Below are 13,952 nucleotides of genomic sequence, written 5' to 3' on the forward strand. Positions count from 1 at the left end.
GGCCGGGCCGTCGTCGTCCCCGGAGCCGGTGATGCCGGGGACGGTCACCCTCCGTGGTGGTGTCCTTGCAGCCCGGACAGGTCGGGAAGGTGATGCTCGCTGTGCGGGACGGCGACCGCGCCGGCCTCGGTGTCGGTGAGTCCCGCGGTGGTCGCGGTCGAGACGAGGACCGCCCCGACGAAGAGGACAGCGAGGGACCCCGCCGGGCGCCGGCGCCCGGCACCGCCATCGTCGCTGCCGCTCCCCGCCGCCGGGGGCGCCGCCGGAGCCACCGCCGCCTCGGGCCGCGGGCGGGTGGCCGCCCCCACGGTCGCCGCGCCTGCGAGCTGGAGCGCCGCGGCGGAGGCCGCGGCCGCCCCGAGATGGCCCCCGGGCGCGACGGCGAGCGCCAGCCCGAGCACGCTCGCCACCATGAGGAGCCCGACGCCGACCCTGGCGAGCACGGCCGGGTCCGCGCGGCCCGGCGTGACACCGCGCAGCAGGAGCAGCGCCGCCACCAGCTCCACCGCCCCGAGCACCAGCGCGAAGACGCCCTGTGGGCGGGCGAGCGCGCCGCGCGCCGACCCGAGGTTCACCAGGCCCGCGCCGAGGAGCGTGAACGCGACGAGGATGCGGGCCGGGGGAGCCATGGCTCTCATGCGGTCGCGACCCCCGTCTCGGCGCGACGGTCCGCGCCCAGCCCGACGCCCAGCAGCAGGAGCGCGCTCGCGAGGTGCAGCACGTTGTCCGCGCCGTTGAGCGCGATGATGTTCGCGCCGGTGCCGACGAGGAAGAGGCCGAGGACGCCGACCAGGAGATAGACCCCGCCGATGGTCACGTTGACGCCCTTGGCCGCGCCGACCGACCGCGACGCGAGGAGCAGCGCGGCGCCGATGCCGAGGTGGACGATGTTGTGCAGCGGGTTCACCTCGAAGAACAGCAGCTTCTCACCGTCCGTGGCGATGAAGCCGACGCCGGACGTGACGACGAACCCGGCGAGGCCGACCAGCAGGTAGACGGTGCCGAACACTGCGGCGAGGAGGCGGTTAGCGGACGAGGACATGGGCTGCTCCTTCTGCTCGGGGCGCGGGTCCGTCCCACGCTCGCCGGGGGTTCGGAGCGGACGCCGGACCGGATGGGTCGGCCGTCGAGAGGTCGTCGAGAAGTTGCCGAGGTCAGATACCGGGTGCGTGTATCAGGCGTGCGGCGCGCTGCTCCCTCCCCGTGACGACGAGAGCGCGGCGCCGGGACGGTGCCGCCCGGCGAGAGGTGATGGCACCCACGATGCAAAGTCATCCTTCTGCCGTTTCGCTGCGCGCCGTAGGCTCGGAGGCCCCGGGACGCGGTCGTCCCGGCCTTTCGACGAGCCCTCACGAGGTGCGAACTGCCATGACACGAGCCACGGAGGAACCTGTCGGTGAGGAGTCCGACGCCGGTGAGAGCCTGGGGGACCGGGCCGCGCGGGCGATCCTCGAGTACCGCGCGGGGCGTACGGACGCCCTGACGGACCTGGTCCGCGAGGCGACACCGCTGCTGTGGCACACGGTGCGCGCCCAGGGTGTGGACCGGGACGTGGCCGACGACGTGGTGCAGTCCACGTGGGCGGCCCTGGTGCGGCACGCGGAGACGATCGCGGAGCCGAAGGCCGTGCTGAAGTGGCTCCTCGTGACGGCCCGCCGCGGTGCGTGGGAGACGGTGCGCAAGGAGCGGACCGACCAGCGCCGGCGCACCGAGCTGCCGGACGACCTCACCGAAGGCTCTGCCGCCCTGCCGGACTCCCGGCCGGGACCGGAGGCCGAGGTGCTGACCGACGAGCGCGACCGGATGTTGTGGTCGGCGCTGCGTACGCTCCCGGCGCGCTGCCAGGAGCTCTTGCGACTCGTCTCGCTCGCCGACCGCCCGGACTACAAGGCGATCTCGGCATCGATCGGCATGCCGGTGGGAAGCATCGGTGCCACTCGGGGACGGTGCCTGGCCAAGCTGCGCGCCGTCCTCACCGAACAGGGAGAGGCCTCGTGGACATGAACCGGAAGCACGAGAACGCGTGGGGGGCGCCCGTGCCGGGCGAGGACGGACCCATCGACGCGCGCGACGTCGAGGCCCTGTCCCGGCTCGGTCGGACCGTGCAGCTCCTGGACCCGTTGCCCGACGGGCTGGTCGAGCGGTCGCTGTTCGCGATGACGCTCGCGAGCCTGGAGGCCGAGGTGATGGAGCTGCAGCAGATCGAGGCCCCCGTCGGGTCCGTGCGCGGCGACGCCCCGCCGCTGGAGGCGCGCACGATCACGTTCACGCACGAGCGCCTCACGGTGATGATCGCGCTGTCCACCGACGACGACGGCACCCACGTGCGTCTCGACGGCTGGGTGGCGCCCGCCGGCGCCCTCGTCGTGGAGCTGCGCCAGCCCGGCGACGAACGCACCACCACCGCCGACGACGACGGCCGCTTCGCCTTCACCGCCGTCGACCGCGGTCCCGCAAGCCTGCTCGTGCGCCTGCCCGGTGACGTCACCGTCGCCACGCCGGTCATCGAGCTCTAATACCCGGGCGCGACGCGCGCCCGCCCTGACCCGCGCCGATCGGCGCCCCCGTGACGAGGAGGACACGTGACCGAGACCCCCGCTGGACCAGGGGGCCGCGCACCGCGGCAGGTCGATGCGCCGATGCGCTACCTGGACCCGAACGCGCTGAGGGCTCGCCCTGGGCGGCGCGCCGTGGCGCCGACGTGGTATGTCGCCGACCGCGTGATTGTCCACGGCGAGCTGCCGAGCGGCCTGCGGGACCGCGTGCGGCGCCCGGCGACCACCGACTCCCGTCCGCGGCTCCTCGATGTGACGTTCCCCGACGACGAGGCCGAGGCGACGCGCGTGGAGCACGAAGCGCGCCGCCAGGGTTGCCGGCTGGGCCTCCAGGTGCGGTACCGCTCCGATGCGCAAGCAGCCGAGGAGGACCCGCTCCAGGGTGTGGACGAGGAGCACGGCTTCGTCCTCCGGCTCCTTCCCGAGAACCAGGATGCCCAGCCGGACGCGTGGGAGGCGCTCGAGGCTGACGGAGACGATCAAGCGACGGAGTGGTCGTTGAGCCTCGACCATGTGATGTCGGCGCGGCCCTTCTCGACGCACCCGTTCTCGACGCATCCGTTCTCGACGCATCCGTTCTCGACGCATCCGTTCTCGACGCACCCGTTCTCGACGCACCCCTTCTCCACCCACCCCTTCTCCACCCACCCGGTCGAGGGACTCGCGGAGTACGGCGTCGCCGGCTCGGGAGGTCGTACGCCTGTCCGCTGGCTCGGGGCCGCTCCAACGCGCCACGTGCGCGACGACGGTGACATGTGGCGAACCCCCGACGGAGCGATCCGTCCCGTCGTCGCCGTCCTGGACACCGGTGTGGGGACGCACGACTGGTTCGGGACCTACGACGCGGACGGGCCGTCGGACGGCAACGGCGTCGTCATCCGCGACGCCCTGCTGGACGGGGATCCCATCGGCACCTACCCCGCGCAGCAGTATCCCGAGGAGGACGCCGAGATCGGCGGATCGAGCACTTCCCCGCTGACCGGACCGCTCGACCCGGTCGCCGGGCACGGGACCTTCATCGCCGGGATCGTCCACCAGGTCTGCCCCGATGCCCTGATCCTCCCGGTCCGGACCGTGGGTGGTTCGGGCGTCGCGGCCGAGTCGGAGGTCATCGAGTCGCTCAGACGGCTCGCCCGGTTCCACGAGCGAGGACTGGCAGGGAGGGACGGCCACGTACCCGTCGACGTGGTGGTCCTCTCGATGGGCTACTACCACGAGCGCCCGGAGGACATGCGCTGGGACCATCCGCTCCGTGCCGTGCTCGCCAGGCTCCGCGACACGGGAGTGGCCGTGGTCGTGGCAGCGGGCAACGACGGAGAGACCCGACCGGAGTTCCCTGCGGCGTTTGCCCCCGAGGTCGACCGGCGCACGGTTCCGCCGTCGATCACCGTGGCCGGCGACACCACGGCCGATCGCCCGCCCATTCTCGCGGTGGGTGCGCTGAATCCGGACGGGACCACGGCGCTCTTCAGTAACGACGGACCGTGGGTCACGTGTCTCCGGCCGGGGGCGGGGGTCGTGAGCACGGTGCCCACGACGCTCGACGGCCCGGTGACGCCCTCGTTGCGCATCAAGGAACGGCACTCCGATCAGTTCCGTTCCACGATTGACCCTGAGGGGTTCCAGAGCGGCTTCGCGACGTGGAGCGGCACCTCGTTCTCGGCGCCTGTCCTGGCTGGTGAGATCGCACGAGAGCTGTTGGCCCTGCGTGAGGATGCCTCCGCGTGGGGGTCGGAGCCCGACGCAGATACTCTCGTGACGACAAGGGTGCAGCAGATCTGGTCGGCGATCACCGGTGCGACCGGGGGGCTGTCTGTGGGAGGTGCCCACCCCGGGTGATGACGTGAGGTGAGGCGTGGACGGGCTCGAGGCCGTGCTGGAGCAGATCGAGCGTGCGCGGACGACCGCTCGGTCGCGCCGTCGGTTCGGGCTCGCGCTACGGACTTATCGGGCGGCCCTCCGGAGGCTCGATGAACTACCGGGCCCTGGTGGTGCGGACGTCGTCCATGCGAGGGCCCGCGTTCTCGTCGGGATCGCCACGTGCGAGTACGAGCGGGGCGCCGGCCGGGACGTCGTCATGGGCCTGCTCGACACGGCGCAGGCTCTGGCGTCGACGGCGCACGACGCGTCGACGGTCGCCCTGGTCCGGGGACACCGCGGGCTCCAGTTGATGCGCATGGGGGAGCTCGGCGAGGCCCGGGGGGAGCTCGACGCTGCTCTCGAGGGCATCACGGACGAGCGAGATCTCGTGCCGGTCCTCATCAACCGAGGCTGGCTCTGCCTCGAGACCGGTGAGCTCGACGTCGCGGTGAGCGACCTCGAACGGTGCCGTGAGCTCGCGCACCGGGCAGGGGAGACCGCGGTCGAGCTCATGGCGGAGCATAATCTCGGCTACGCCCGGTACCTGGGAGGGGACCTGCCCGCGGCGCTTCGTGCGATGGATGCGGCAGCGAAGAACTCACCGCCCGAGCACGCTGGCATCGGCCTGATGGACAAGGCCGCGGTCCTCTACGAGGCTGGTCTGCTGACGGAGGCAGCCGAGGCGCTGGCGATGGCGGCGACCGTTCTCGCCGACACGCGAGCGTGGCGGGACCTCATCGACGCGCAGATCGTCCAGGCCCGGTGCCTGGTCGGGCTAGGGCGATACGAGGAGGCGATCGCTCTGGCGCGCCGCGTCCAGGGGCGTGCACGGCGGGCTGGACACGAGCTGCTCGACCTGCGGGCAGGCCTGATCACCATCGACGCGCGGCACGAGGTCCTCGTGGACGCAGGAGCTCCGCCTCGTGCCTTCCTCCGGCTGGCGCACGCCGCGTCCATGCTCGCCGAGCGTGCCCGTGCGCTTCCCGGGGCTGACCGGGTGGCCGTCGACCTCGAGCTGGTGGTCGCCGAGGGAGCCGTGCGAGGAGGGGAGCCTGCCGTCGCTGCCGAACGGTTGCGACAGCTTCCGCCAGCGTCGGGCCTTTCGCTGGGTACCCAGCTGCGAGCGCAGGTCGTGCGCGCCCTGATCGCCTTTGCCGCGGAGGACCGGCGCTCGGCACTCGCCGCCGTCCGCACGGGCCACACGCTCCTGGCGCAGCAACGCCAGCGGCTGGGTGCCGTCGAGGCCGTGACGGCCGCGTCCGTGCACGGGATCCGGCTGCAGGCGGTGGACCTCGAGGCGGCCCTCCGATCGGGTCGTGCCGAGGCGGTCTTCGACGCGGTCGAGCGTGGCCGTGCCACCTTCGCGGGTTCTGGGAGGGTGCGGCCGCCGGAGGACCCCGAGCTTGCTGCCCTGGTGGGTGGTGCACGCCGTCTGGCGGAACGCGCTCGGACGCTCGACGGGGACGCCGCATCCGCGGTCGAGCAGGCACGGCTCCGGCGCGACGCAAGGCGGCTCCAGAGCCAGGCGCGGGAGCGGTCGTGGCACGCCGACGGTCGCGCGGGGGTCCCGCGCCCGACCACCGCCCGCGCACTTCGGGCAGACCTCCGGGATGCGGACTCGGACCGGTCGGTTCTCGACCTCATGATGTTCAAGGACCGGGTGTGCGCGGTGCGAGTCGACCGGCGGGGCGCCCGTCTGCTCGACCTGGCTCCGCTCGGGCCGGCGCTCGAGCAGGTGCGACGAGTCCGCGCGGACCTGGGAGCGCTCTCTAACCCCCTGCTCCCGGCACCGCTGCATGCCGCCGCCTCCCAGTCCCTGGCGCGCAGCCTGGACTGGCTGGACGGCGCGCTCCTCCGTGGCGCCGGGGTCGAAGGGCCCGTGCACATCGCCGCACGCGACCGGCTGGTGTCGATCCCGTGGTCGCTCCTGCCCTCGCGGCGGGGGCAGTCGACGGTCGTGAACTCGTGGGTCACCAGAGGCAGCGCGGGATGGGAGGCCGGCTCAGCGCTGGCGGTCGCCGGGCCGGGTCTGCGGCACGCGAACGCGGAGGCCACGGAGGTTGCGCGGGTGTGGGGGAGCGGTGCACGGATCCTGGTGGACGATCGAGCGACCTGCGCGGCCGTCGCTGGAGCGGTCGAGCAGGCCTCGGTGGTGCACCTGGCCACGCACGGCACCCACGAGCCGGACAACCCGGTGTTCTCGAACCTCCTGCTGGCCGACGGCCCGCTGTTTGCCCACGAGCTGGACGGTCGCGACCTGTCGCGCTCGGTGATGGTCCTCTCGGCGTGCGACGTCGGATCGGCGAGCATCCGCCAAGGCGGCGAGCCGCTCGGACTGACGAGCGTGCTGCTGAGGATGGGCGCTCGCGCAGTGATCGCGAGCGTCGCGCCTCTGCGCGACGACGTCGCGGTGCGGGTGATGCCGTCCCTGCACGCGGGACTGCGGGACGGGCTGCGGCCGGGGGCGGCCTTGGCCCGTGCTGTCGCGGACGAGCCCGAGCCGGTGCCGCTGGTGTGCTTCGGCCCGCTGGTCCTCTAGGGCCGGCCAGCCGGAGCGCCCGCTGTCGCACGGTCGGCGGCCTGGTCCTCGACAGAGGGTTCGGTGCGTCCGTCCGTGCCGGTGCCGGCGGTGATGACGACGGCACCCAGCACCAGGCCGAGGGCGGCGACTCCCACGCCGAACGGCAGGGCGACCGATGCGGCAAGCGCGCCGCAGAGGACGTTGGCGACAACTCCGCCTGACTGCATCGACAAGGACATCACGGAGCCGACGGTGGCGCGCTGGTCGGACGGCGTCACGCTCTGTGTCGCCTCGTCGACGAGCGGGCTGGCGACCCCGAGGAGCAGGAACACGAGAAAGTACCCCGCCGCGGCGACGCCGACGAGAGGCACCGCGATTCCGGCAAGCCCGAGCGCCGCCGCCGCGGTTGCGAGACCTGCTCCGCGGCGCGTTCCGCGGACCGTCTGCGCGATGCGGGGTGCCAGCGAAGCTCCCAGGGCGGATCCGCCGAAACCAGCGGTCACCAGCACTGAGTAGAGGCCCGACGCGGCCGAGCCCCCGCCGTAAAACGCCGCGAACGCGGTCGGGGCGAGCAGTTCGACCCCCGAGAGTGCGACCCCAAAGGCAATCATGTAGAGAGCGATGTTGCGAAGCGGACCGTGCGACACTGCTAGGCGGACGCCTCGCGCTATCGTCCGCGGGACCTCGCGCGTGACAATCTGGCGCACGACGAGGGTGCGCTCGCGCGGAGGATCCTGGACCCAACGGGCGACGAGCCCGAGCGAGAGAAGCGTCAGACAGCTTCCCGCGAGGTAGGGCACGGAGAGGGCAAGGACCGGGCTGTCGGCAGTCGGGAGCGGAGCGACGGTGACGAGACCGCCCGCGAGCAGGGCGCCGGCGCCCAGGCCGAGCGCTTCGGCCGTCGCCGCGCGGGCGAAGCCCGGCGTCAGGTCGACGTCGGGGTCCCACGATTGTGCGGTGTCGACGTACCACGCCTTGAGCGGTCCGGAGTCGAGCGCCTTGGCGACGGCGTGGACGAGGAGAGTGATGGCGAAAGCGCCGACGCCGGGGCTCAGCGCGAAGCCGAGGGCGGCGGCGGCGCTCAAGGATCCGCAGATCAGGAGGGAGTTGCGGCGTCCCACCACGTCGGCGAACCCGCCCGACGGGAGCTCGAGGACGATGATTCCGCCTGCCAGGAGCGCAAGCAGGATGCCGATGGTGCGGACGTCGAGTCCGCGTTCCTGCATCAGCAGGACCATCGTCGGGACGGACAGGCCGGACGGGAGCCAGCGAAGCGCCGTGAGCACGACGAACTGCCGCTCGAGCTGCCTCAAGTTCGTCCCGGGGTCATCAGAATTCACAGAAATGGTGTCCGATCGTGTTACCCCCACGCCCCGCGGTGGGCGGGCCAGCTCGCGGGGCGTGGAGGCAGGTGTCTTGTGCTGGCTCGCGTCACGTTCAGTGGCCCACGGTGATGGGGTCGCTCATCGTCCCTTCCTTCCTGTCGCATGGTTGCTGCACGCGGCCCGGCGGGCTCAGTGGCCCATGGTGAGGGGGTCGCTCATCGTCCCTTCCTTCCTGTCGCATGGTTGCTGCACGCGGCCCGGCGGGCTCAGTGGCCCATCGTGAGGGGTCGCCTATGAGCCCTCTTCGTCCTCGTGCAGTCTGCGGCGAGAAGCTAGCAGTGCGGTGATGCCGGTCACAACTGGCCGTCCATGGTTGGCCGGCGGGGCACGTTGCGCTAGCCTGTTCAGGTAACCCAAGACCGCCGGTCGTCCGACGCTGCCCGGGCTCGCCCAGGAAGCAGAAGACCGAAGTCCCGTGAGAGCGGGGGCCTGCGTAGGTGACACGACGACGATCACACAGTCCGCTGTGAGCTCCGAGCCCCGTGCGCACCTGCGCCGGGGCTCTTTCTCTTTCCGGGGTACCGGTGGCACCACCACCGGAAGGATTGCCATGGCGAGGCCGGACAAGGCAGCCGCTGTCGCGGAGGTCGCGGACAAGTTCCGTGACTCCAGCGCGGCCGTGCTGACCGAGTACCGCGGGCTCACCGTCGCGCAGCTCAAGGAGCTGCGTCGGTCGCTCAGCGGCAACGCAACCTACGCCGTGGTGAAGAACACGCTGACGTCCATCGCGGCCAAGGAGGCCGGGATCGACGCTTTCGAGGCGGACCTCAAGGGTCCTTCCGCGATCGCGTTCGTGACCGGCGACCCGGTCGAGGCCGCCAAGGGTCTGCGTGACTTCGCCAAGGCGAACCCTGCACTGGTCATCAAGGGCGGTGTCCTCGACGGGAAGCCGCTGACCGCTGCAGAGATCACCAAGCTCGCGGACCTCGAGTCCCGCGAGGTCCTGCTGGCCAAGACGGTCGGCGCGATGAAGGCCAAGCTCTACCAGGCTGCCTACGCCTTCACCGCGAAGCCGGCCCAGGCCGCTCGCGTCATCGATGCCCTGCGTCAGAAGCAGGAATCGGAGGCCGCTGCCGCCTGACGGCGGTACGGCGAGATCAACCCCCTCTGCTTCTGCGGGGCCGGCGAGGCCCCAGGACGCACCAACCCGAAAGGAACGCCATCATGGCGAAGCTCAGCACCGACGAGCTCCTGTCCGCCTTCGAGGAGCTCACCCTCATCGAGCTCAACGAGTTCGTGAAGGCATTCGAGGAGAAGTTCGACGTCACCGCCGCCGCTCCGGTCGCCGCTGCCGTTGCCGCCCCCGCCGCTGGCGGCGCCGGCGCCGAGGCCGCCGAGGAGAAGGACGAGTTCGACGTCATCCTCGAGGCCGCCGGCGACAAGAAGATCCAGGTCATCAAGGAGGTGCGCGCGCTCACGTCCCTCGGCCTGAAGGAGGCCAAGGACCTCGTGGACGGCGCCCCGAAGCCGGTCCTGGAGGCCGCGAACAAGGAGACGGCCGAGAAGGCCAAGGCTGCCCTCGAGGGCGCCGGCGCCACCGTCACCCTCAAGTGATCGCTGCGGCCTAGCCGCGCATCGCTTCCTGCGAGGCCCGCACCCCGTCCGGGGTGCGGGCCTCGCTGCGTCCCGGGGCGACGCCGTCAGGCGTGTTCGCGGCGGCAGTTCCCGTTCGGCGCGGCAGCTTGAACTGCCGCCCTGAGCTGGAGCTGCCGCCGCGATCGCGTGCGTCGCGGGCGGGCGTCGTCGGGGAACGTGGGGATCTTGTGTGGTGACCAGGGTCGCGTCCGCGGGCCTGGCCACGCCCCCTAGCACGGGTTAGGCTGGTCCGACAACCGTTTCTTGGGCGGCATATGGCGGCCACCGAGACAACGTCCTCTACGACCCAGAACCGAGGGCGTCCGCTCGTGTGCCCGCGCGAGTGGACAAACGACGAAGTTCTGGCTACGCTAGCGCTTTGCGCTCGCTTGTGCCCCGACGCCTCCCCGCCGATGATGCCCCGCCCCTCGTGATCACGTCTTCGTGACCCCGGAGGCCGGTTCTCCCGTCGCGGTCCGGCGCCTGCAGCCTCGCTGAGCGTACAGCGTGCCATCGAACTGCAGGGAAGGACCCCTCTTGGCTGCCTCGCGCACCCCTTCTGTTCCGTCCGCCGACGCCATCGCGAACCGCACCGCTTCCCGCCGCGTCTCCTTCGCCAAGATCTACGAGCCGCTCGAGGTCCCTGACCTCCTCGGGCTGCAGACCGAGAGCTTCGACTGGCTGCTCGGCAGCCCCGCCTGGCAGGCCCGGGTCGAGGCGGCCACCGCCGCCGGCCGGTCCGACGTCCCGGCCACCTCCGGCCTCGAGGAGATCTTCGAGGAGATCTCGCCGATCGAGGACTTCGGCCAGTCGATGTCCCTCTCCTTCTCGAACCACCGGTTCGAGCCGCCGAAGTACACCGCGGACGAGTGCAAGGAGAAGGACTTCACCTTCGCCGCGCCGCTGTTCGTGACGGCCGAGTTCGTCAACTACACGACCGGCGAGATCAAGAGCCAGACGGTGTTCATGGGCGACTTCCCGCTCATGACGGCGCGCGGCACGTTCATCATCAACGGCACCGAGCGCGTCGTCGTCTCGCAGCTGGTCCGTTCCCCGGGCGTCTACTTCGAGCGCACGCCCGACAAGACGAGCGACAAGGACGTCTTCTCGGCGAAGGTCATCCCGTCGCGCGGCGCCTGGCTCGAGTTCGAGATCGACAAGCGCGACGCCGTCGGCGTGCGCGTCGACCGCAAGCGCAAGCAGCCCGTCACCGTCCTCCTCAAGGCCCTCGGCCTCACGGAGGCGGAGATCCGCGAGGAGTTCGCGAACTTCCCGTCGGTGCTCGACACGCTCGAGAAGGACCACGTCCACACGCAGGACGAGGCCCTCGTCGACCTGTACCGCAAGATCCGCCCGGGCGAGCCGCCCACGGTCGAGGCCGGCCGCGCGCTGCTCGAGAACTTCTACTTCAACCCGAAGCGGTACGACCTGGCGAAGGTCGGCCGGTACAAGATCAGCAAGAAGCTCGGCGTCGACGCGCCGCTGGCCGACTCGACGCTGTCCGTGACGGACGTCGTCGCGACGATCAAGTACCTCGCCGCGCTGCACGCCGACCTGGCGACCATCCCCGGTACCCGGGACGGCCAGCCGACCGAGGTCCGCGTCGAGACGGACGACATCGACCACTTCGGCAACCGTCGCATCCGCGCCGTCGGCGAGCTCATCCAGAACCAGGTGCGCACGGGCCTGTCCCGCATGGAGCGCGTGGTCCGCGAGCGCATGACGACGCAGGACGTCGAGGCGATCACGCCGCAGACCCTGATCAACATCCGCCCCGTGGTGGCGTCGATCCGCGAGTTCTTCGGCACGTCGCAGCTGTCGCAGTTCATGGACCAGAACAACCCGCTCGCGGGCCTGACGCACAAGCGTCGCCTCAACGCCCTCGGCCCGGGTGGTCTGTCCCGCGACCGCGCCGGCATGGAGGTCCGTGACGTCCACCCGTCGCACTACGGCCGCATGTGCCCGATCGAGACCCCTGAGGGCCCGAACATCGGCCTCATCGGCTCGCTCGCGTCGTTCGGTCGCATCAACCCGTTCGGCTTCATCGAGACGCCGTACCGCAAGGTCACCGACGGCAAGGTCACGGACGAGATCGTCTACCTGACCGCCGACGACGAGGACCGCCACATCATCGCCCAGGCGAACACCGAGCTCACCGAGGACGGCACGTTCCTCCGCGAGCGTGTGCTGGTCCGCACCAAGGGTGGCGAGACGGACGACCTCCCGCCGGCCGAGATCGACTACATGGACGTCTCGCCGCGCCAGATGGTGTCCGTCGCGACGGCGCTCATCCCGTTCCTCGAGCACGACGACGCGAACCGCGCGCTCATGGGCGCCAACATGCAGCGCCAGGCCGTGCCGCTGGTGCGCTCCGAGGCGCCGCTGGTCGGTACCGGCATGGAGCGCCGTGCGGCCATCGACGCCGGCGACGTCATCGTGGCGACCAAGCCCGGTGTGGTCACCGAGGTGTCGGCCGACCTGGTGCTCGTCGCGAACGACGACGGCACCACGGGCTCGTACCGTGCCGCGAAGTTCCGCCGCTCGAACCAGGGCACCAGCTACAACCAGCGCGTGCTCGTGGACGAGGGGCAGCGTGTCGAGGTCGGCTCCGTGCTGGCCGACGGCCCGGCGACCGACGAGGGCGACCTCGCGCTCGGCCGCAACCTGCTCGTGGCGTTCATGTCGTGGGAGGGCCACAACTACGAGGACGCGATCATCCTGTCGCAGCGCCTCGTGGAGGACGACGTCCTCTCCTCGATCCACATCGAGGAGCACGAGGTCGACGCCCGCGACACGAAGCTCGGGCCCGAGGAGATCACGCGGGACATCCCGAACGTCTCCGAGGACGTCCTGGCGGACCTCGACGAGCGCGGTGTCATCCGCATCGGTGCCGAGGTCGGTGCCGGCGACGTGCTGGTCGGCAAGGTCACCCCGAAGGGCGAGACCGAGCTGACCCCGGAGGAGCGCCTGCTGCGCGCCATCTTCGGCGAGAAGGCCCGCGAGGTGCGCGACACGTCGCTCAAGGTGCCCCACGGCGAGCAGGGCACGGTCATCGGCGTGCGCGAGTTCAACCGCGAGGACGGCGACGAGCTGCCCGCCGGCGTGAACCAGCTGGTGCGCGTCTACATCGCCCAGCGCCGCAAGATCACCGTCGGCGACAAGCTGGCCGGCCGCCACGGCAACAAGGGCGTCATCTCGAAGATCCTGCCGCAGGAGGACATGCCGTTCCTCCCCGACGGGACCCCGGTCGACGTCATCCTCAACCCGCTGGGCGTGCCCGGTCGTATGAACGTCGGCCAGGTCCTCGAGACCCACCTCGGCTGGGTCGCCAGCCGCGGCTGGGACATCGAGCTGGCCGAGGGCGACGACCTCTCCTGGAAGGAGAGCCTGCCCGCGGTCGCCGCGAAGTCGGCGCCGAGGACTCCGGTGGCGACGCCGGTGTTCGACGGCCTCGAGGAGACCGGCCTGCGTGGTCTGCTCTCGACGACCCTGCCGAACCGCGACGGCGAGCGCATGGTCGCCACGGACGGCAAGGCCCGGCTCTTCGACGGCCGCTCCGGCGAGCCGTTCCCGGACCCGGTGTCGGTGGGCTACATGTACATCCTCAAGCTCCACCACCTGGTCGACGACAAGATCCACGCGCGCTCGACCGGCCCGTACTCGATGATCACGCAGCAGCCGCTGGGTGGTAAGGCGCAGTTCGGTGGCCAGCGCTTCGGTGAGATGGAGGTGTGGGCCCTCGAGGCGTACGGCGCGGCCTACACGCTGCAGGAGCTGCTCACCATCAAGTCCGACGACGTCCCCGGCCGCGTGAAGGTGTACGAGGCGATCGTCAAGGGCGAGAACATCCCCGACTCGGGCATCCCGGAGTCCTTCAAGGTGCTCCTCAAGGAGATGCAGTCGCTGTGCCTGAACGTCGAGGTGCTCTCGAGCGACGGGACCTCCATCGAGATGAAGGAGTCCGACGACGAGGTGTACCGCGCCGCGGAGGAGCTGGGCATCGATCTGTCCCGACGCCCCAACTCGGCCGCCACGGTCGACGAGATCTGATCCAGC

Annotated in this window: 10 protein-coding genes; 7 read left to right on the forward strand and 3 right to left on the reverse strand. The window is 71.2% G+C overall.

Annotated features, from left to right (window positions below; all coding sequences use genetic code 11):
* Positions 1-44 precede the first annotated feature (44 nt).
* Together ACWGKI_RS09365 and ACWGKI_RS09370 are read right to left on the reverse strand one after the other, a co-directional pair.
* Positions 45-629, reverse strand: coding sequence for a hypothetical protein (locus ACWGKI_RS09365; RefSeq protein ID WP_380244066.1), 585 nt, complete (start codon positions 627-629; stop codon positions 45-47).
* 5 nt (positions 630-634) lie between these two features.
* Positions 635-1,042: a DUF4383 domain-containing protein gene (locus tag ACWGKI_RS09370; RefSeq protein WP_380244065.1), complete on the reverse strand. Its 408-nt coding sequence runs from the start codon at positions 1,040-1,042 to the stop codon at positions 635-637.
* Between the two features lie 326 nt (positions 1,043-1,368).
* On the opposite strand from ACWGKI_RS09370, the gene ACWGKI_RS09375 reads away from it, so the two are divergent.
* From ACWGKI_RS09375 to ACWGKI_RS09390, 4 genes are all read left to right on the forward strand, one after another.
* The gene (locus tag ACWGKI_RS09375; protein ID WP_380244064.1) at positions 1,369-2,004 is read left to right on the forward strand and encodes an RNA polymerase sigma factor; all 636 of its coding nucleotides are present in this window, start codon (positions 1,369-1,371) and stop codon (positions 2,002-2,004) included.
* The gene (locus tag ACWGKI_RS09380) at positions 2,001-2,516 is read left to right on the forward strand and encodes a carboxypeptidase-like regulatory domain-containing protein (RefSeq protein WP_452186488.1); all 516 of its coding nucleotides are present in this window, start codon (positions 2,001-2,003) and stop codon (positions 2,514-2,516) included. Before ACWGKI_RS09375 ends, ACWGKI_RS09380 begins: the two co-directional genes overlap by 4 nt.
* 66 nt (positions 2,517-2,582) lie before the next feature.
* Positions 2,583-4,394 carry a S8 family serine peptidase gene (locus ACWGKI_RS09385; protein ID WP_452186490.1) on the forward strand — a complete coding sequence of 604 codons (1,812 nt, stop codon included), beginning with the start codon at positions 2,583-2,585 and terminating at the stop codon, positions 4,392-4,394.
* A gap of 16 nt (positions 4,395-4,410) precedes the next feature.
* Positions 4,411-6,954 (forward strand): CHAT domain-containing protein, encoded by a 2,544-nt coding sequence (locus ACWGKI_RS09390; RefSeq protein ID WP_452186492.1) that lies wholly within the window; start codon positions 4,411-4,413, stop codon positions 6,952-6,954.
* On the opposite strand, the gene ACWGKI_RS09395 is transcribed toward ACWGKI_RS09390, so the two are convergent.
* Positions 6,951-8,249, reverse strand: coding sequence for an MFS transporter (locus ACWGKI_RS09395; protein WP_452186494.1), 1,299 nt, complete (start codon positions 8,247-8,249; stop codon positions 6,951-6,953). The genes ACWGKI_RS09390 and ACWGKI_RS09395 overlap by 4 nt on opposite strands.
* Before the next feature lie 622 nt (positions 8,250-8,871).
* Between ACWGKI_RS09395 and rplJ the strand changes: the two genes are divergently transcribed.
* The 3 genes from rplJ to rpoB all read left to right on the forward strand — a co-directional run bounded on the left by rplJ (position 8,872) and on the right by rpoB (position 13,946).
* Positions 8,872-9,402 carry a 50S ribosomal protein L10 gene (gene rplJ, locus ACWGKI_RS09400; RefSeq protein ID WP_380244060.1) on the forward strand — a complete coding sequence of 177 codons (531 nt, stop codon included), beginning with the start codon at positions 8,872-8,874 and terminating at the stop codon, positions 9,400-9,402.
* 83 nt (positions 9,403-9,485) lie between these two features.
* Positions 9,486-9,875 carry a 50S ribosomal protein L7/L12 gene (rplL, locus tag ACWGKI_RS09405; RefSeq protein WP_380244058.1) on the forward strand — a complete coding sequence of 130 codons (390 nt, stop codon included), beginning with the start codon at positions 9,486-9,488 and terminating at the stop codon, positions 9,873-9,875.
* A 558-nt stretch (positions 9,876-10,433) separates the two neighbouring features.
* Positions 10,434-13,946: a DNA-directed RNA polymerase subunit beta gene (gene rpoB / locus ACWGKI_RS09410; RefSeq protein WP_380244057.1), complete on the forward strand. Its 3,513-nt coding sequence runs from the start codon at positions 10,434-10,436 to the stop codon at positions 13,944-13,946.
* Positions 13,947-13,952: the final 6 nt, after the last annotated feature.

Source organism: Isoptericola sp. NPDC055881 (genome assembly GCF_053615895.1).